The 20,576-nt window shown below is 49.9% G+C and carries 13 protein-coding genes and 1 tRNA gene; 1 reads left to right on the top strand and 13 read right to left on the bottom strand.

Translation table 11 applies throughout. The annotated features are described in order from the left end of the window. Positions 1-41: 41 nt before the first annotated feature. From ABMA60_RS05240 to ABMA60_RS05205, 8 genes are all read right to left on the bottom strand, one after another. On the bottom strand, positions 42-3,245 hold the full coding sequence (locus ABMA60_RS05240; RefSeq protein WP_392799728.1) for a hypothetical protein: 3,204 nt from the start codon (positions 3,243-3,245) through the stop codon (positions 42-44). A 37-nt stretch (positions 3,246-3,282) separates the two neighbouring features. Next, positions 3,283-3,744 (bottom strand): type II toxin-antitoxin system death-on-curing family toxin, encoded by a 462-nt coding sequence (locus tag ABMA60_RS05235; protein WP_392799725.1) that lies wholly within the window; start codon positions 3,742-3,744, stop codon positions 3,283-3,285. A 16-nt stretch (positions 3,745-3,760) separates the two neighbouring features. Beyond that, complete coding sequence (locus ABMA60_RS05230; RefSeq protein ID WP_392799723.1) at positions 3,761-4,774, bottom strand: hypothetical protein; 1,014 nt, start codon at positions 4,772-4,774, stop codon at positions 3,761-3,763. A 1-nt stretch (position 4,775) separates the two neighbouring features. After that, the gene (locus ABMA60_RS05225; RefSeq protein WP_392799721.1) at positions 4,776-6,062 is read right to left on the bottom strand and encodes a restriction endonuclease subunit S; all 1,287 of its coding nucleotides are present in this window, start codon (positions 6,060-6,062) and stop codon (positions 4,776-4,778) included. Then, complete coding sequence (locus ABMA60_RS05220) at positions 6,055-7,689, bottom strand: class I SAM-dependent DNA methyltransferase (RefSeq protein ID WP_392799718.1); 1,635 nt, start codon at positions 7,687-7,689, stop codon at positions 6,055-6,057. Before ABMA60_RS05220 ends, ABMA60_RS05225 begins: the two co-directional genes overlap by 8 nt. Before the next feature lie 18 nt (positions 7,690-7,707). Continuing rightward, positions 7,708-10,878, bottom strand: a complete 3,171-nt coding sequence (locus ABMA60_RS05215; RefSeq protein WP_392799716.1) for a type I restriction endonuclease subunit R — start codon at positions 10,876-10,878, stop codon at positions 7,708-7,710. Positions 10,879-11,146: 268 nt separating this feature from the next. Further along, positions 11,147-11,223, bottom strand: a tRNA-Ile gene (locus ABMA60_RS05210). 181 nt (positions 11,224-11,404) lie between these two features. Next, on the bottom strand, positions 11,405-11,806 hold the full coding sequence (locus ABMA60_RS05205; protein WP_392799713.1) for an OsmC family protein: 402 nt from the start codon (positions 11,804-11,806) through the stop codon (positions 11,405-11,407). 136 nt (positions 11,807-11,942) lie between these two features. Between ABMA60_RS05205 and ABMA60_RS05200 the strand changes: the two genes are divergently transcribed. Next, the gene (locus tag ABMA60_RS05200) at positions 11,943-13,007 is read left to right on the top strand and encodes a M28 family metallopeptidase (RefSeq protein WP_392799711.1); all 1,065 of its coding nucleotides are present in this window, start codon (positions 11,943-11,945) and stop codon (positions 13,005-13,007) included. Between the two features lie 67 nt (positions 13,008-13,074). Here ABMA60_RS05200 and ABMA60_RS05195 read toward each other — a convergent pair whose 3' ends face one another. The 5 genes from ABMA60_RS05195 to ABMA60_RS05175 all read right to left on the bottom strand — a co-directional run bounded on the left by ABMA60_RS05195 (position 13,075) and on the right by ABMA60_RS05175 (position 20,560). Then, positions 13,075-15,270: an OsmC domain/YcaO domain-containing protein gene (locus tag ABMA60_RS05195; RefSeq protein WP_392799709.1), complete on the bottom strand. Its 2,196-nt coding sequence runs from the start codon at positions 15,268-15,270 to the stop codon at positions 13,075-13,077. A gap of 118 nt (positions 15,271-15,388) precedes the next feature. Further along, a complete protein-coding gene (locus ABMA60_RS05190; RefSeq protein WP_392799706.1) occupies positions 15,389-16,723 on the bottom strand; it encodes a hypothetical protein in 1,335 nt (444 codons plus the stop codon). Beyond that, positions 16,720-17,529, bottom strand: coding sequence for an outer membrane lipoprotein-sorting protein (locus ABMA60_RS05185; protein ID WP_392799702.1), 810 nt, complete (start codon positions 17,527-17,529; stop codon positions 16,720-16,722). The genes ABMA60_RS05190 and ABMA60_RS05185 overlap by 4 nt, the downstream gene beginning before the upstream one ends. Before the next feature lie 2 nt (positions 17,530-17,531). After that, complete coding sequence (locus ABMA60_RS05180; protein ID WP_392799699.1) at positions 17,532-19,961, bottom strand: RND family transporter; 2,430 nt, start codon at positions 19,959-19,961, stop codon at positions 17,532-17,534. Beyond that, on the bottom strand, positions 19,958-20,560 hold the full coding sequence (locus ABMA60_RS05175) for a TetR/AcrR family transcriptional regulator (protein ID WP_392799697.1): 603 nt from the start codon (positions 20,558-20,560) through the stop codon (positions 19,958-19,960). Before ABMA60_RS05175 ends, ABMA60_RS05180 begins: the two co-directional genes overlap by 4 nt. Positions 20,561-20,576: the final 16 nt, after the last annotated feature.

Raw genomic sequence — 20,576 nt, 5'->3', positions numbered from 1 at the left:
TACATATGGAGCTTTGCAAATTGGATGATAAAAGTAAAAGTCTACCTGGGTGGTAACTTTCTTCTGTCGGCCAATATTCTATACCCCTCAGGCACAGGTTTAAATTTGTCGCCTTCTTCTGGCCAGCGTTTAGCACGACTTTGGAATGCTCTGAGTGCTGCAATATCCAAGGTCGCAGCAACCACGAAGTCGTTGTCTCCACCCCTCAGTCTGGCAATATCCCGCAGGAAGCTCTCTTTGGCTGGAGATCGAACGCGGCTATCGCCATATTTCCGGTTGTTTACCAGTATGGTGTACGCATGAACATCTAATGCAGCCGATTCGATTAGAGACGCGAAAGTGTCCAGATCTCTATTCCAACTGAGCACCATGAGGGCATCAACGTCACCTTGGAAACGAATCCGCGCCTTGCTATTTTGCAATTCTGAACAGACCATAACACCAAAGTTGAAGCCATTATGGATGTAAATCGGCTTCGGTGACTTTTTAGAAAGATCCCACTTCTTGCCAAATTTCACCGTGAGGTCTTTGTCTTCGCCAACGGCTGGCTCAAGTTTGGGTTGCCATATTTTTACAAAGGTTGGGTAGCCGAGTCGGTTATCTGCCAAAACCAGCACGGCCTCACTCAGAATTTTGTTTTCTTCGCTATGCCGATATTCCATTCCTGCAATTAAACTAATACCCGCAGCACTAAGTCTAGCGGCAATGCTATTCAGCCAGCGCAAAGGGATTGAAAGCTCTGGGAAAAGGACGTAATCCGGCCTCGGCTTTAGCTTTAATACATCGTTAACCAATTTGGATATTTTCTGGTAACGCTTGCGGCTTAAATTCGGCTTATTGCATGCGGTAGCCGCCCAATCACTGTCTTCGGTACGCAGGTTGGTTAATGCAACCACTACCTTGTCTTTACTGTCAGTTCCAATCCTCAGATACTTCCTGCGCCGTTTAGGTCCCTTATCATCGGCGTCTTGCTCTGCTGCCAGAAGCGTAGGCTTTATCCATACCCCGCGCAAAACCTGGGTGTATTTAGCCCATGTAACTGCCGGGTTAAAGGTAGGAGTTTTGCCTGAAACGGGTGGCAGACCAACACATTCGGGGGCTAATTCCGATATTTCAGCCGGAGACAGCGGCCGGGTTGGAAAAAGATAAGGCAGGTAGCTGTCATTTTTCTTTTTCCCTTTAGTAACCTTACTCAACCTTGTTTTTCGGGTAGAGCTAATAAACTGCTCAAACGTTTCCACATCGAGCAGCCCAGAGCTACCAAGCAATCTTAGAATTTCGTTTTCCTTCGTAGCATCACGATTGCCAACCAGTTCCTCAGCAGACTGGCTGTTCAAAATATTCTTATAGGCTTCTTTTGCAAGGTCCGATGAAGCAACAAGTGGTGCTTTCTTCTCAAACTCGGCCACATCAAAATGTAGGTTTAGCAGCGCCTTAAAATCAGTCAGTGCTTCCACAATCTGACTCAGGAACAGATCAGCCAAGCGCTTCTTCTTCCTAGACCGCTCACCTAGAAATAACTTGTTTGGATCATAGTATCGGGTAGCAGCATCAATAAACAACCATGTTAGAGTACCCTTTATATAGCCCCAAAGGTTCTTCAGCACTTTGACATCGCATCCATTGATGCGGATCTTTTCTCCCCTGCCAACTTCTAAGGCTAAGATATCAATGGCTCGATAGGACTTTACGGCTATCTGCTCAGCTTGCTCCCAATCATTCATACTGATTGCAAAACCAAGTAATCTTGGTAGGTAACTGAAATGAGCAAAGAGATTATCAGCGCGCAGGATATGACTATGCGCGAACTGATAAAACTCTTCGCGCTGTTCTTTCCATTGATTCGGCGGCAAATCCCGAGCCAGGGTTTCTACATGACGCAATTGCAAAGACCAACCCAAACGACGAATTGTCAAACCATCGGCTCTACGCAATGTATCAGCATTTTCGCCCACGCTACCAGCAGCGGAGAGCACTTTGGCTGCCGTCGAATGCTCTAGTTGGTCTGGTGACGGCATAAGGCGATGCTCACTGGAGAGCTCGTGTATCTCTTCCTCAATACTGTCCAGCAAGTCTAGGCCCGCCCGACCTTGCAATATGAATAATTTTTGCTTGTCAGATTGAAGCGATATTTTGGTCGCTCCTTGTATCTCCGAACCTTGATCAATTTCCCAAACCTTATCATCCTTGGGATTCTGTGAAACGAAGTTCTCACCCATTCGCTCCTGAATCATGTTCATCAGATCTAAGCTGTTAGTGACTGTACCTGTATCACGTAACACGAGAAACATATCATCTACGTATCGGCCGTAATGAATAGGTGATAACTTTTCTAGAACGAGCCTGTCCCACTTATGCAACAGGGCATTGGAAAGAATACGACTACAAGTCAGACCAATCACCAACCCTCCGCTGATCTTGGCGCTTCTACCTCCAACGGTCTGTCCGAATCTTGCAGCACCTTCTGCCCAATTGTTTAAAAATCGGGTAAGTTGTTCAGTGAAGATCATCTCTTCACTGGATAGCTTAAGATTTAAGGCTTCAAGCAAAGCCGTACCAGAAATAGCCAGCGGATCGATAAAGTGGTAATAACCTTTCAGATCAAGGGACACAGCAATAACATCCCGATCTTTCTCTAACTCATCTCGAATTGCATTAAGACCATCACTACGCCACTGTTGGTAGGGTTGAAAATACGGAACAAACGAGCCAACTGAGCTGATATGGAATGGTTTATTTTCGTCGTCCGTGAATGGCTCATCATTGCTGATTCGTTTTAGTCTAGCTCCATAGCAACTATCGTCGAGATTGGCATCAAGCTGGTGGCCAATCATATTGATCCATAACGCTGAAATGATGTGTGTTTCAACTGGAAAGTCACCAATAATCCGGAATTCAGGCGTTATGTCATAATACCTGAATAGGTTTTCAACTGCCCTTTCTGGTTTGGAGAAGTGCACATGACCGGTTTCATTAACATCTGGTTTTTTCCTAGTAGACAGTTTTTTGGGGAGTAATCGGAAATCCCCGATTAATTCTTCATTATTCTCGAATGCGGAGTCCTTCTTTAATTGCCCTAAGAGAGTATTTAAATTTTCCAGTAGGTCTTGTTCGAATTCAGCAAACTTGATTGCCGTAGGAAAGGTGTTTTCGAAGAAACAGTCTGCTTTTGCTTTTCTGTATGCAACGAGAAGGTCTTCGACGGTTAGAGATTTCCATCCATTGAATGTTGCCTCGTACCCCATAGTCTACGCTCCCATTTTGTCATGTTAACCGATCCCATTAGTTGGTCGCTTCAATGGCTTCCATAATGGCCAGCTTAATCGGCTCGGAAAAATCATCCTCATAAAGCACTGAACAGATAATTTGATGAAGTAAATCCTTGTCAATCACGTTATCAGCGACCCAGACAGCAATGTTTTCCATCTCTTTAATAAATCGCTTTACCACATAGTCAAAGCCGTTCAATTCGAGAAAGTAAGCTCCCAGGGCTAACGATGAACGTTTATTGCCATCGTTAAATGCATGGTGCTTGTTAATGGAAAACACCAAGTGCGTCAGTTTATCTTCGATTTCCGGATAATAGACATCGTTCTGAATATGATCCAACGGGCTTTCCAACTGGCCAATATCTTTGGTACCAGCCAGCCCGCCAGAATGTTTAATGATCCAATCGTGAACACTGACCGCATGTACCACATCAAAGTAGAAAAACCGTAATCCCGTACCTACAGAATCATTCATTGACGTAATCCTTTAACTATCGATCCTTTAGGCGTTTTAGTACTTCCAAAGTTTCCGGGTCACTCAATTGTTCTTCTAGTGAACGGCTCTTTTCGCCTAGAAAACGTTCAAAGTCCGCTTCTGGTACGGATTGGATGTACGCTTCCAGCTTTTCATGCAAAGCATCGCGAAAACATAAATCACGGCTGGCCATCTTGGTTCGCGCATCCAGGATAAGTGGTTTAAATAACGGGTGCGTTTCGAAACTGGAAAAAAGGCTTTCGGCCTCTTTCAAGGTTAGCTTACGACCGTATTCTATGCTTGCTTTTTGCAACTCATGAGCAATTCCGGATTCGTAGCTGGCAATCAGGTTTAGTACTTCAGAATATAAGGTTTCCCGAATAGTAGTTTTAGCCGCAAGCTTCAAGACCTTTTTATATTCAGCGGCATTTTCGTGAAAAATGCTTTGGTAAATCAGATTGGTAAAGCGAGCATATTTCCAGTGGTTACCTTCAACATAGTTATCTAAGGCACTAGTGAACTGAAGACGGTAGTTCTCTTCCTGTAACGCACTGACGAGATAGTTTTCATCACGCTGGTTAATAAATTTGGTATGCCCGCCTGCGCGCTCCGCCATAACGTCCAACACAATATCCAACAGGCGAGAACGTAGCAGACGAGCCTGCTCGCTTTCAGTAAGTAACATGCCAATATTCAATACTGCTCGAAAAGTGAACACTCCCAGCACGCTGGTTTTGGTACCGTCATTGATGTCGGACCCATTCGATATCTCTTTGAATTTATTGAGTTTTCTTCCTTTCAGAACCTGATAGCCATTACTTTTCAACTCGTCCTCATAGCTGGCTAAATAACGTTCAATGGTACGATCTGTAACCCCATACAAAGCCACTACCTGCGCCTTGGTAAATAGAGTTTCGCCCTCAAACGTCACGCCGCCTAACCCCAAATGCTGCTCGGCCTGTTGCAAGGCATAGCGATTATTGAGGATATTTTGGCGATCGTGCGATGACTCGGTAAGGTCTTTGGCCATCCTAAGCCTCCATGGTCTCTTGCTGTCGAGAAAAAGTAACTGTGACCTGGCCGTTCATTAGCATGGGTAAAAGCCAATCTCGCAGTTTTGCTAGCTCGGTATTCTCCCTTTGACTAATTACCATTTGCTTGATCATGGGTTCAAGCTTCTCGCCAATAGTATTAGCGATTTCTTCCTTAAAAGGAGTCTCGAAGCGCATCATGACACCTGGATTTACCCGCTTATGGCTGTTGGAGGTGCCTGTTGCTGATTGGGTACAGTGCGCTACAAATTGTGGTGATGTGGCCACCATATAAAGAAAGTTCTTAATACTGCTATTCGGTGTTCGCCATACTACGAACTCGGTTGAGCAGATAAGATCTTCCTCTTCCATGGCATAGATCACTCGGCTAAACCACGGGTTCAGCTTTGAGACCAGAATGTCGTTTTCTTTGACAGTAAATTTATTGCTACCAATGGTTTGCCCAGCTTCAAGGCCAAACGTTTTTGTGGAGTCGTATACTGGGATACTGAAGTGCCTGAAGACCTTGTCGGAATAGTCGGCTGGATTTACTGACTGGTTACTAACTGGAGTGATTACAGACAAAGGTGTAGCACTCCACCCCTCCGGTATTTCCCGCTTTAGGGTTGGGTTGTAGACCATTTTTCCGCCGGAGGTTTTATAGGGTTTGCCGTTGGCGTCTGGGAAGTCGAACTGTACAAACCAATAGTCGTACAGAGTTTTAGCCATGGACTCTAATTCGGCATTGATGCGGTTGTTGAGTTCGATTTTTGTTTCGAGCGCATCAAGTAAATTAACGATTTTCTGTTGCTCGGGAACAGTTGGGAGAGGAACCCTTACGTCGTATATCCTTTCAGGAGATGTGTGTTTAACCTTTGAGCCAGATGACGTGAGGCGAATTTGCTCTCGTACAGTCTTCGTCTTGAAAAGGTGATATACGTAATCTCTCAGTATCTTTTTCGAATCTGTAGTAATTAACCCTAACCGCTGATTGTGCAAATAAATTCCTGATTCTGGAACTCTAGCACAACTGCCCAACAACCCGGTTGCTTGTTCGGTCATTGCAACTATTAGGTCGGCAGCCTTATGGAGGTATTCTTCGGGAACATCTCCAGTATAAAATTTCTCTTTCCCTGCTTGCCTTTTGAAACCACCTTCTTCATAAAAATTTCCGGGCGTAAGCACAATGAAGTCTGTCTCTTTATCCGAGAAGAACTCACTCTTAAATGGAAATCCATGCTTAATGCTGATCTTCCCTTTTAAGCTAGAAAGGGGATAATTACTCATATCTCAACCCCGCCAACTGCTTTTTAATCTCAGTTTCTAAATCACGAGATTGACAAAATAGGCTATCCAAATTACTTGTAAAGCTCTGCATCTTTTCAGAAAACTGCTCTGGGGTAATATCCGCATACTCGATTTTGACATCGAAGTACTGGCCCGCGCTTAACGAGTAATTCTTAGCTTCGATATCCTCATAGCTAACGGCAACGGAGAAGTCATCCAATATTTCTTTAGCATTAAAGGTGTCAGTAATTCGCCGCTCTTCATCGGGACTCAGTACGGTTTTTTGATTTTTCCCGTCTTTAACCTTCTCACCGAGATGGGAGGCATCAACCAACATGACGTTCTCTTTGTTACTGTCATCCATAAACACTATGGATACATTAGTGCCAGTGGTGGCAAAGATATTCGATGGCATAGAGACCACACCGGCCAGCATCTTGTTTTCTACCATGTATTTACGGATGCCTTTATCAATACCCGATTGCGCAGTAATAAAGCCCGTCGGCACTACCACTGCGGCTTTGCCACCGGGTTTGAGCGAACGGATAATGTGCTGCAAAAACAGCTGGTAGATTTCCATCTTGTCCTTGGCTTTAGCTTTAATCTTAGGAATGCCCGCAAAGAACCGCTCTTTATTCTCTTTGCTGTCCAACTCATCGCGGAAGTCGCTGAAGTCCATTTTGAATGGTGGATTGGAGACGATGTAGTCAAACTTCCTCAACTCTTTGCCATCCCGGTGATAAGGATGTAACACCGTATTCCCCTGAATCACATTGGGAATGGAGTGAACTAAGTTGTTCAGAATCAGGTTAAGACGCAGCAGGTTTGAAGACTTTTGCGATATGTCCTGAGTGAATATGCTGCAACGGTCTTCACCAATGGCATGGGCTACGTTCATTAATAGAGTGCCTGAGCCTGCTGATGGGTCGTAGCAACTAACGTTTTTAACTTTTCCCTGCTGGTCGGCCGGAACCAAAATGGCGGCCATAATGCGAGCTACTGCATGAGGTGTGTAGTACTCGGCATATTTACCACCGGAGTTACTGTTGTAGTCTTTAATCAGGTATTCAAAGATGGTGGCGTAGAAATCAAATTTTTGAGTGAAGATGCGTTCAAAACTGAATTCCACCAGCTTGTTGATGATAGCTCGGCAAAAGGCATCGCGTTTGGATTCATCAGCAATATATTCACTAATTCGATCAAATAGCACTACCTTGGCTCCGCCATCGGTCTTTACCGCAAATACGTCATTGTTGGTTTGCGCAATGTCGCGCAAGGTATCATCAAATAGCTTGCCAAAGTCCGGCTCATTCTGGCGGCTGAACAAGTAGCTGATAAAGTGGTTTGGTTTTAAGAGCGCAGTATCACCACCCATTTGTAGTTGTAGCATTTTTAGCTTATTTTCGCTCATCGCGATTAGGGCTTCTTCCCATATCTCTGCACTGGCCACACTTTCATCGATTTTCTTCGCTTCATAAGCGAATTTGTCATTTAGAAATTTATACAAAAAAGTCTGAGTAATAATCTTAAACTCATTGCCGTCGTTACCCAGACCATAGTTGGCACAAATATTTTTAAGGCTATCAATAAGAGCCTTAGTTTTCTGTTGAAACTCTAGTTCTACCATTGATTACGCTCTTAATTGTTAACTGGCTCTGCTGCCAGTGTTAAATTCGTTCATATATTCTGCGGCCACTAAGTTTCCGATATACACAGAAACATCTGGATTAAGCTCTATATTTTGCTGCTTCACAAACCGATTAATAACTAAGGAAGTCACTGCTTTTTCAAAGTAATCTTCATTAACCAATATTTGGCTATTATTCAGTACCCTTTCGTCAGCATCTTTTTTTACGCCGGTCAAGGCTTCGAATATCTTACGTTCGTTATCAGAAATACCACCTTGGTTTTTCTGGCGTTCTTGCAAACGCTTATGAGCGCGTGTGTATTTTGTATCACCCAGGTACTTCTCACGCAGTTGGTTGTTCTGGCGGTTCAGTTCTTTTACGCGCTCGTGAATTTTATTGAGCGCGTCGATATTGGCGACCATATCACCTTGAGTCACTTCACTGAGGTTCTTTTTCTTGAACAACCTTTCCAGCTCTTTTTTCAGGCTGACAAACTTAGGGTCTTGCTGATCGAAGTTGCTGGCCAAGGCTTCACGGGTTCGATACAGGGTATTTTTTAACTGGTCGGCCAATACCAGCTCTTCCTCCCCCACCTTGATAAAACGGAACACCACATCTTCCAGAGCAACATTCAGAAGGTTTTCGGTGCCAGTTCCTTGTTCAATGCTCTCTTTAAGATTGAGCATATCGAGGTGGTGACATGTTTCTCGATAGAGGATGTTGAGCTTGGCGAAGTCTAGCTTCTCCAACAATTCTAAATCGCCTTGCAACCGAATGAGGTTGTACAGACTCTTGGCGTTTTCCAGGGCTTTTTTTAGAGCTAATACTGTTTCACGATCTTGAATTTGGCTGATCTGATCGGTAAACACCTCAGCATTTTCGGTATCAAAGCGGAACAACACATCTTTAATGTGATCAATTTCGTCAGCAATCTCCTCTTGGGATTTGAACAGATTGGAGTAATGCTCCATTTCATCGCCCAGTTCCGATTGCAACTCATCGAAGTAAGCCCTGTTAGTGGCATCAAACTCTTCACGGATATCGGCAAAGTCTACGACGTAGCCATAGCGGAAGCTTTTATAGGCTCGGTTAACGCGTGTGAGTGCTTGAAGCAGGTTGTGTTTGCGGATCACTCGACCCAGGTACAGCTTTTTCAACCGCTTGGCGTCAAACCCTGTCAGCAACATGTTGTATACAAACAAGAGATCAATCTTGCCTGCTTTAAATTCTTCTACCCAGTCATCCCGCTCTGCTTTGCTGCCGACATCGTGCAGAATTAATCGAGCGTTGCTTACCTTATTCTTAGGTAACTTAACGCGGTTGATTGGAGATGCGACATACTCTGGCGTCTCTTCAGCTACCGATGGAAGGCCATAAACCGAGTCATTGGCTTCCTGTACATTTATAACCTGTGATTCTTGTGTGGCATATTTCTCGCCGAAGAGCCTGAACATTTCCTTCGCCTGGTCCGAACTGTCACAGATAACCATTCCACCAATGCTAGCATCATTCAGTGCGCCACGGCTTTTCTCAAAATCGGTGACGATATAATCCAGCATGGGCTCAACAAAGCTAGGATGGGCATAGATAAGCTTGCGATCCACATCTCCCATCTGAACTTCAACGTCCTGCAACGCCTGTTGCAACGTCATTTTGTAATTAGTTGCAATTTCTTCACGGATCAAGCGAAGAGTATATCCGTCGGCTATGGACGCGTTGTAATAGTACTTATGGATATAGTCGCCAAAGATCTGCTTGGAACTAATGGCTCTGTAATCCGGGCTCGTCTTGGCTTTCTCTTCATCAATGATCAAGGGCGTACCGGTTAGTGCGATCTTGATGGCATTTGGATCAGACTGATAGAGGTTCGCTAAGAAGCTACCTCTCGGGTTGTAACTACGATGGGCTTCGTCGAGAAAAAAGATGCGCTGTATGTCGACATCGTAGTCTTTAGTAACCAAGACATCAGGATCGTCTTGAAACTTCTGAATATTCACTACCGTAATTTCTGGCCTACCAGAATGGTTGTGAATTACCTGTGTGGCTTTAATGTCTTTAGCGAATGCATCACGGGAATTAATAGTATGTACCGTCAGGCCGCGTGCCGTAAATTCCCTGCGAGACTGTTGCAACAAGTCAAGCCTATCTACAATAAAGTAGAACTTGGGAACAATCTTCTGCTTCTGGAAATAATCTGTTAGAAACCGAACGTTGTAATAGGCCAAGGCCGTTTTTCCGCTGCCTTGGGTGTGCCAGACAATGCCTTTGTTAACGCCATCATTCAGCTTGTGTTCAATAGCTTTGGTCGCAAAGAGCTGTGGGTAACGCATGATTTGCTTTTGCAGCCCATCGCTTTCGTCTACATAAGCCAGTGCATAACGTAGGATAAACGCTAACCGGTCACGACTCACCAGTGAAGTGCAGATGCGGTTAGTTGGACGCTCGGGTTGCTTATTTGTCTGAAACTCCGGATTACTACGAATAACTTCCAAATTGTTATCTTTCAGCACTCTCAGTTCATCTTCCTCTGACATGGGTTTCAGCAGTGCTGTAAGGTTCAGAATTTCCTCTTCACGGAAGTAATTAAATATAGGGTTGTGATAAGAGCTGCTGGCATAAAAAGCACCTTGCACTGGCTCTGGGTCACCGTCGTCATACTCCATATTATTGGAGAAGATCATAAATTGAGTGATGTTAGCGAAGCGCTTAAATTTCGGATTCTGGAAGCGTTTTTTTATACGGTCTCGCTCGGCCAGTATACCTTCTCGATTATTAGGTTTTTTGACTTCAATAAATACCAACGGCATTCCGTTAATCAACAAAGTTATATCAGGACGAAATTCTTCATCGCCGTTCTGGCATGTAAGCTCTGTGACAACATGAAAGCTGTTGTTGTTGAAGTTTTCGAAGTCAATCAACTTAGTGTTAGAACGATCTACTAAGCGATTAAAAAAGGCCCGACCAAGGTCTTCGTTATCGAGTTCCAGCTTAATATCTTCGAGTAAACGACTTACATCATCCGGCTCAATACCTGGGTTGATTTTAAGAATTGCAGGGATAAAAAGATCGGGAAAGATATTCGATGTCGGATCCCAGTCCTGATCTTTGAGCGACAAATATTGATAGCCCAACTTCATTAAATGGAGAATCGTGGGAATCTTTACGCGAGTATCTTCGTTAAACTTCATCACATGGCCTGTTTCTTGTCAGTTCGAGTAAATTAACTATCCCGCATTTAAACGTAATAAGTAGAGGTCTATCTACATTGCTGGATGCACTCATATGCATAGTCACCGGGATACAGATTGACCTAGACACTCTACTCACAACAGTAAACACATCCTACTCTTGGCCAACTATTTTAAGCTGATGAATGAGGACCATAAATAGGATGCGGCTGCCTTAATGAGGGTCTAATTTACAGCAAACGAAAAGTAACTGGCAGGGGAAATCACATGGTGGGCCCAGCTGGACTTGAACCAGCGACCAATCGATTATGAGTCGACTGCTCTAACCAACTGAGCTATGGGCCCTTTATGATCAGCCAGCGAACGCTGGTCTGAAAACGAGGGCGGCATTATAACGTGGGTGTTGGCTAAGTCTAGGTTTGGGGATGGCTAAAGGCGAGATCCCGGCTCCGCGCTATGCGCGGTCCGGGATGACGGCGCCACTTGTGAGGCCAGGCGCCGCTTAACAAGGGCCTATGGCCAGCACTCAGCGCGTCTGAGTAGTCACTTGCACCTTCAAACCCTGTTTTAACGTATTAGAGGCGATGCAGCCGCGTTCGGCAATGGTGACCAGTTTTTCCAGGTCGTCGATGCCGGCCGGGCCGGTGACGGCCATGTCGATGGCGTTGAACACCGGTGGCGTGCCGTCCAGGTGGCCGGTGATGGCGACGTCGACGTCGCCCAGGTCGATGTCGCGCGCAGCGGCAGCCGCTACCAGGTTGGACATAAAGCAGCCGCCCAGGGCAGCCAGCAGGGTTTCGCCGCCCATGGGGCCTTGGTCTTCGCCGCCTTTTTCAGTGGGTCTGTCCATCACCACACTGTGGTTGCGGATATGTGCTTCGCTGGCAGTAGCGCCTTTGCGGTTCAGGCTGATTTGAATCTCTGGCATGGTCACCTCTGTGTTTTTTGGTGTGGTTTATGGCGCTGCCCGGCTTGATCGAATAGCCCGGCCTGTGCTGATATTCCGTGCTTCATGGTAGCGTCGGCTACTGTCTCACCAAAGGATGTAAAAAGGGACCCTTGTGATGATTCGCCAATGTCGTGTGATCGCCCCTCTGCTCAAAAGTTCCGTTGTGATGTTGTCTTTGCTGCTCTCGGCTGCGCCGGCGTTGGCGGTGGATGCCCTGGCCGTGAGTGAGCGTGCCTGGCAGATTACTCAGGTGATGGAAAAGCACCTGGGCAACCGCTTGGCCGGAACCTATGTAGAAGAAGCTACCGCCGACGTGCTGGCCAGTGCGTGGCAGGAAGCCGGTTTAAACATTGAGTGGCAGACGTTCGAGTTTGAGTTTTCCAGCCGCACCTACACCAGCCGCAATTTATGGGTGACCATTGACGGCGCGTCCGACCGCCATGTTTTGATCGGCGGGCATTACGATAGCGCTGGCCAGGTGTTCGAGTCGAACGGCACCACCGATAACGGCATCAGCGTGGCGCTGATGGTGGCTTTGGCCGAATACCTGGTAATGAACGATGAGCAGCCGCCCTTCACGCTGACCTTCGCCTTGTTCGGTGCCGAAGAATTGGGCATGCACGGTTCGCAGGCATTTGTGCGCGCCGGGCACGCCGAAAACGTGGATGCCATGGTCAACCTCGACACCATTGCCGGTGGCGATCTGCTCTACATTCACAGTGCGCCCGTTACGCCGTCCGAACATTGCGCCGATGCGTCGACCTACAGTGCCAGTGCTGAACTGCGCGAAGAATTGATAGCGGTATCGGAACAAGCCGGGCTGGCGTTTGTTGAACACCCGGGTTACCCCGGCTATGCACCGGGCGAAACCGGCGACTGGTCGGACCAGCGTTACTTTGCCTGTTCGGGCATTCCTATTGCGTATGTCGAGGCCAGTAATTTCAGCATTAATGGCAAAGAAGGCCACGATGGCTATTCGCAAACCACGCACGAAGCCCTCTGGGATTGTTACGACGCCGAAGCCCGTACGGCCTGCAACCGCGATGAAGAAACCCAGTGGGGCAAAATCATTCATACCCGCAACGACCAGTTGGAGCGTTTGCTGGAACTGTTCGGCAACCGAGTGCCGCAGCAACTGCATCAATCATCGCAACTGCTGGCCGCCTGGCTGGATCAATAAAACCCAATCACCGGTTGCGACCCGCTTACCTCTATGCAGATTATTGCGGGTCGTTACCGGCCCGCTATCAACTCAGCTCAATGCCCGCTTGAACCGCCCGGGCGGCGTGCAGTTTCTGGTAGCTTTCAATCAAACGCTGATGTTTTTCCAAGCCGTCTAACTGCATATTGGTTTCGGTCAGGCCATAGAAGCGCACGCTGCCAGCGCAGGAACCGATCACCGCATCCATGGTTTGTTCACCGTACATGCGGCGCAGGTTGGGTTCGAAGTCTTCAAGCTCAAGATCGTCGTGGAGCACGATTTCCAGCACAGCGTTGACGGCGCGATAGAACAGGCCGCGTTCGACGGTGTTGTCGTTAAATTGCAGAAAGGCTTCGACCAGATCGAGCGCATCCTGATGCCATTGCAGCGCCAGGCAGATCAGCAATTTGAGCTCCAAAATGGTGAGCTGACCCCAGGGCGTGTTCTCGTCGAATTCGATGCCGATCAGGGTGATGATGGTCATGTAATCGTCGAGCTGGCTGGCTTCCAGGCGTTGCAGCAAGTCTTCCAATTCGTCGTCACTCAACCGATGCAGGTTGAGTATGTCGGCGCGGTAATCGAGCGCCACATTGGTGTTGTCTTCGATCAAATCTTCGACCGGATAAACTTCCGAATAACCCGGTACCAGAATGCGGCAAGCCGGTGCGCCGAGCGCGTCGTAGTTGGCGACATAGGCTTCTTTACCCAGGTCGTCGAGAATGCCGAACAGCGCGGCGACTTCTTCGCTGTTGCTGCCCGAGAAGTCCCATTCACTGAATTCATAATCGGCTTTGTTGCTGAAAAAGCGCCAGGAGATCACGCCGGTTGAATCGATAAAGTGTTCCACAAAGTTGTTCGGTTCCGATACCGCCAGGCTGTTAAAGGTCGGCTGAGGTACGTCATTCAAGCCTTCAAAACTGCGGCCTTGCAACAACTCGGTCAGGCTGCGTTCGAGTGCGACTTCGAAACTCGGGTGCGCGCCGAAGGAAGCAAAAACACCGCCGGTGCGCGGATTCATTAAGGTGACGCACATCACCGGGAACTGACCGCCGAGTGAGGCGTCTTTGACCAGCACCGGGAAGCCCTGCTCTTCTAAACCGGCAATGCCCGCTTCGATATGTGGGTATTTGGTGAGCACTTCTTTAGGCACATCCGGCAGCACTATTTCCTGCTCGATAATTTCGCGTTTTACCGCCCGCTCGAAAATTTCCGACAGGCACTGCACCTGCGCTTCTTCGAGGGTATTGCCCGCGCTCATGCCATTGCTGAGGAAGAGGTTTTCGATCAGGTTGGAGGGGAAATAAATCGTCTTATTATCCGAGCGGCGCACAAACGGCAGTGAGCAAATGCCTCTGTCGGTACGACCGGAGTTGGTGTCGTACAGATTAGAACCGCGCAGTTCGCCGTCCGGGTCGTAAATGGCGCGGCAGTGATCGTCGAGAATGCCCTCGGGCAAGGCATCGTCTTCGCCGGGCTGAAACCATTGTTCATCCGGGTAATGCACGAAATCGCTGTTGGCGATTGCTTCGCCAAAATACTGATCGTTGTAGAAGAAGTTGCAGTTCAGCCGTTCGATAAATTCACCCAGCGCCGAACAGAGCGCCGCTTCTTTGGTGGCGCCTTTGCCGTTAGTAAAACAGGCGGGCGAAGCCGCATCACGAATGTGCAGCGACCAGACATTGGGCACGATGTTGCGCCAGGACGAGACTTCAATCTTCATGCCCAGGTTCGCCAGAATCCCGGTCATATTGGCGATGGTCTGTTCCAGTGGCAGGTCTTTGCCTTCGATATAGGTCTGGGCGTCGCCTTCGGGCAGGCTCATCAGCAAGGCGTTGGCATCTTCGGCCAGATGCTCGACCGATTCGATTTCAAAGCTGGGGCCGGTCTGTACGACTTTTTTTACCGTGCAGCGCTCGATGGAACGCAAAATGCCCTGGCGGTCTTTGTCGGAAATGTCTTCCGGCAGTTCCACCTGAATTTTGAAAATCTGGTTGTAGCGGTTTTCCGGGTCGACAATGTTGTTCTGCGACAGCTTGATATTGTCGGTCGGAATATCGCGCGCCTTGCAGTAGACCAGCACGAAGTAAGCCGCGCACAGGGCAGAGGACGCCAGGAAATAGTCGAACGGGCTGGGCGCGGAGCCATCGCCTTTGTAGCGAATGGGCTGGTCGGTGATGACGCTGAAGTCGTCGAACAGCGCTTCGAGCCTGAGGTTGTCGAGAAAACGAACGTTGATTTCCATGACGAGAATACCGGGTAATGGGGTTTGCCTGGGGCTTGAACTGCGCCATTGTCCAGATTTTCAGCCGTTCGTCTTCCCTCATTATGTTTCTGGCCCCCGCCTCTTGGCTGAGCGGTCGTTAAAAACGGTAATCGACGGTCCAATAAAGTCGGTCGTTATCGGCGGCGAGGCTTGGTAAGGCGGCGTCACCGTCGCGGTAAAGCACCCAGCCGGCTTCGGTTTGCCAGTGGTCACTCACCTCCAATTCCGCGGAAGTGCGCATCATCTGGCCTTGGTCCAAGTCGTTACCGAAACCCAGCAGCATGGCTTTTAACGTCAAGCGATCGTTCCAGCGGCTGTGCTCCAGGCCGATGGCCCATTGCTGTTCGAATTCGTCACCGATGGAGGCCATGGCCGCCTCGTAGTCGGGCAAATAGCGGCTTTGGTGTTCGACGATCAGGCGGCTGTCGGCGGGTAAGGTGATGTCGGCTCCGAGCGTCCAGGCGAGGCGCTTAGTCGTTTCGCCAGCGAAGACCAGGCCATCTTCCCAGCGCAGTTCGGCTTTTAAAACCGCTGGGTCGACCGGCACGCTCAGGCCGCCACCGACCTGGGTGAGACGTTCGTATTGGCGACGGCCATTATCGATATGGCCGGTACTGTTAAAGCCGCGCCAGATAAAAGCGCCGACATCGGCACCCAAGAGCAAACCGCTAAGCCGAACGCCGCCGGATAAGGTATCTGGGTCTTCAAAAGGTGTGTCTGGAGTCTGGTCATCGATAGCGGCCGACCCCGGATAATAATCGCTGCCGAAAACCGGCTGCTCGGCAACGGCGTTATCGAGGGCGATAGCGCCCTGCACCGTCCAGTCGCCGATGTAGTAACGGCCTTCGGATAACCAGCGTGGCACCAAGGCATCGTCCGGGTCCTGCAAGCCGGGCTGGCTGCGCTGGGGTGGATTGACGGGTTCGTTGACCGAGAGCACATCGTTAAAACCCCAGGCCAGGGTTTGTTTGCCGATGGAAGCAGCACCGCGCAAGGAGCGATAACTGAAAGTGGCCTGTTCAATGTCGAGCCGGGTTTCGCGTTCGTCGCGGTAATCGTCCTGCCAGTCGGCGTCGGGTTTCAGCGCGAAAATCCAGTCCTGTTCCAGGCGCACATCCAGGACTGCTTCCAGTGCATCGCTCGGTCGCCATTCCAGCCGAGGTTGCCAGCCGGTGGTCAGGCTCGATAAACCACGGTGGTCGGTTTGGCCGGCGGGCGGTTTATCGTGCGCGAGGTTCCATTGGCCGCGGGTGAATAGCCGATGTGACAGATGCAAAGACTGTTGTTTCGGAGCGTCGGTGCGCACCTCCTCGAAACCCGAGTCGAAGACATCGCCAAAGGGATCGTCCTCAGCCTGTGCTGATACCGCAGCCAGGCTCAACAGCGCCACGGCGGTTATCGATTGACTTGTTTTCACTGACCTGGTTTTCACAGCCCTTGCTCCAGACGTTGCACAGAAAATTCGGCGTCCGGCGCCTCGACATCCAGGTCGATATTATTGAACGTCAGTTGAGTACGATGCACCGTTTGGCCGCCTTCCTGACTGACCACCTGCATCACCTTGGGCAGCCAATAACCGTCGCGCTGTTCCCACTGCGGAATGTTCAGCAGCTTGCGCTGGTTGGTGCCGGTCTGGGTGTGAATGGCGCGAATAACGCGGTAATTACTTTGCTGCACGTAAAGCAGCGATTCGGTGTAGCCGGTCTGGTCAATCACCTCGTCGTTAGCGGCAGTGGCGTTGATAACCCAGACTGCTGCATCACCGACGCTGTCTTCGCGCACCAGTTGGTAAGTCCAGTCTTCCAGGTTGCGTGAGGCGAGGTCGGCGTAGGATAAATCGGACCCCATAAAGCTGCCGCTCTGGTCGCTGCCGGCGATGCGTTTCGATTTATTCAGGCTGGGCAGAAACAACCACTGATCGTCATCGCGGTTGGCGTCGTGGTAATCGACCACTAAAAAACCGGTGCCGCGCACGTCCGAAGGTTCCAGGAAAAACAGCCGCTGGCGGTCGGCCTCGTCAAAAGTTTTGCTCAGTGAACGCAGGGAACGTACGCGCTGATTGTTGTTGCGGTCGATCAGCGTCATGGTCAGATCAGCCGCCATTACGGGTGGATCTTCCTGGGCGTCAACCTGCGTCATGATATCGAGCCCGGTTTCTGCCTGAGCGCAAAAACTGAGCGCTGCGGCCATCAAGATGATCAATAAACCAATAACGGGATTGAGCGAAAAACGGGTCATGGTTAGTGCTCCTGTTGCGAAGAGAAATGACGCAGTAACACCGGCGCATACCAACGCAGCAGCACCGGTGTCAGCGTAAAGTTGGACAGCAGCGCCAGTAAAAAGGCGGTGCCGCTGAGAAAACCGAAATTGAAAATGCTCGATACATCGCTGAACAAAAACACGTAGAAACCGGCGGTTAATACCACCGCAGTGGTCAGCAAGGCTTTGCCCGCATTTTGAAAAGCGATGTCGGTGGCGCGGCGAGTATCGCGCTGTTCAAACAGGGCGCGACGGAAGTGATGCGCAAAGTGCACGGTGTTATCGACGGTGATGCCGATGGCGATGGTCGCCACCAGCATGGTGAATAAATCCAGCGGAATACCGACGTGGTGCATTAACCCCATAACCACAACAATGGGCGCCAGATTCGGCAGCATGGCAATCAAGCCCAGACCGACCGAGCGCAACAGCAGCATTAACATGATGGCGATCACCAGAGCTGCCAGCGCATAACTCCAGGCGGTGGTTTGAATCACCGCATTGAGTGCTTCGCTGAGCAGTGGCAATAAACCGGTAACCGAAACATCGGCCCAGGGTTCGACGGCCGTGCCCAGGCGCTGATCGATGACCTCAATAAAATCCTGATAAGCCAGAATGTCCTGCCAGGGCATAATCAAGGTCACCTTGGTTTCACTGAACGATGAATCAACCAAACGGCTCAGCTCATCGGCGCCGCTGTTTTCAAACAGCAATAATTCTTCGGCCAGTAAACCGGCGTCATCGGGTAAGCGATAGAAAGCCGAGTCACCTTCGTTCAGCGCCTGGTTGGTGCCCTTAACAATATCGATCAGTGAATTGACGTGTCCGATGCGCACGCCGCCCGGCGCGCCTGCCTGTAAGTCATTCAAAGCTTTATCGAGCGCCTGCAATAACTGGGGGTTTTTAATGCCGTTGTCGCGGCCGGTGGTGATAACCACGTCCATATTAATGGTGCCGCTTAAGCGGGAATCGACGGTCTCGGTGGCTTGGCGAATCGCCGAACTGGCGGGCATCCAGTTCAGTGGATTAAAGGAAAAACGCAGTTGCAGAACGCCGATCAAGGCGATGGCAACCACCACTAACCACAGGCCGGCAAAGAGCGCCCCGAAGCGCCAGTTCAGGTTCGATAACCGTTGCAGTAATTGCTCCTGTTGCGCTGAATGCTTTGCCGCTTTCGGTGCGGCCAATGGCCAGAGTGCTATTAAAGTTGGCAACACCACCAGCGTTAATAGCAGCGCCAACATAACGCCAATGGCCGAGAAAATACCCAGATTGGCGATGGGAATTAAATCGCCGCTGGCGAGCGTCGCCAGACCCGCAGCGGTGGTCAGTGAGGTTAATAAAATCGGCAAGGCGGTAACGCTGATGGCGTGTCGCATGGCGTCACTGCGTGCTTCACCGGCGTTGTAGCGGTTAAAGAAATGCGTCAGCAGATGCACCGAATCGCCGACGGCGATGGCCAGCAAAAACGACGGCACCAGGATGAGTGGCATCTGCACTTTCTGACCGGAAAGCGCCAGTAACGAGAAGGTGATAACGATCGCCAGACCCACCGCCAGCATCGGCGCGACGACGGCGCTGACGCGGCGGAAGAACAACACCAGTACAACAACAATTAAGGCGACAGTCAGACGGATAAAAGTAAGCATCTCCGTCTTCATGGTTTGTTCCAATTGCTGATTCACCACCGGCATACCGGCGACGACACTGTGCAGATTCGAGGCAGCCAGTTGTTGCTGCAAGGCATCAATCAGTTCGTTGGTTTTTTCGATGGGCAGGAATGTATCGCTGCTGGCATCAACCTCGGCGGCACTGGTATCGGCCATAAAGTCGTCGCCAAAGGCATCACCAAAAGCGTCGTTATCCTGAGCAACGGCCTTGGGATCAAAGTCGTAGGTGAAGGGTTCGATAACCAGGGTGGTAAAGCTGCGATCGGCATTAATGACCATGCCTTCCAGCGTTGGCATCTGCGCCAGTCGCGCTTCAATTTCTGACCGGCTCAGCGTACCCACAGGTTGCGGCACCAGATCATCGACCAGCAGCGAATCGCCCCGCCCTTCCTGATAGGGCGCGTTGATCAGGCTGTTAACGCGCTTCACCCAGGGCACATCCTGTTCAATATGGCGATGCAAATCGGCCAGTTCGGTCAGCGTCGATTCGGCCAGCACATCGTCAGCGCTGATGCCGACGACGATGACATCGTTGCGACCGTAGATGGTTTTGACTCGGTCGTAGGCCTGACGCGCCGGATTTTCGGCGCTGATAAAGTGTTCCAGATTGGTATCGAGCACCAGCGTCGGTAACTGACTGGCCAGTACCACGACGAGCACCAGCACGGCCAGCAAAATACGTTTGGGATAGCGCATCAGCGCATCGCTGTAGCGGTCGAGCCAGCTTGCGTGGGTGTTCATTGGTCGGCCTCCGGTGCGAAAGCCCGATCGAGCAGCAAACCGAAATAATCGGCCAGGCCATCAAAAAAGGCGTCGTCCATCGGTTCACCGCGCACCGATTCGAGCAGCGTCTGGCCGAGGATGGGAAACACCAGCAAAGATTGCAGCGCCAACCGCGCCTGCTCCGGTCGATGCAGCGGGCCTTCGGGCAAGACCCGGCCAAAGCGCTGTTCCACTTCGGTCAGCAAAGGTCGCAACAGATGATCGAGAATCCAGCGCCATTGTTCGTCGGGTTCGAAGAGGGCGTTGCGGATGATCAGCCGCATCAGGTCGCGCGGCGCATAACGGAAGAAATAGCGGAACAGTTCGGCGTAAGTCAGCTCCGGCGTTTGCACCAGCCGTTCGAGCATGGCGTTGCGCATCGGGTCGACGTAGCTGAACAGCACCGCCTGAAACAGGCCGTTTTTGTCGCCGAAGTAATAGGCAATCATCGCTGAGTTCACCTCGGCACGTTCGGCCAGTCGCCGGATAGAAACGCGGTGGTATTCCTGGCGCAAAAACAGAGTGCGGCCGGCTTGCAATAATCGCTCGCGGGCGTTGTCGTCATTGAGTTCGACCATGCTGGCTCCACATTAA

The sequence above is a fragment of the Saccharospirillum sp. HFRX-2 genome, assembly GCF_043196805.1.
Taxonomy (GTDB): Bacteria; Pseudomonadota; Gammaproteobacteria; order Pseudomonadales; family Natronospirillaceae; genus Saccharospirillum.
The sequence above is the reverse complement of the archived record's forward strand: the minus strand, read 5'-3'. Positions and strand labels throughout refer to the sequence as shown.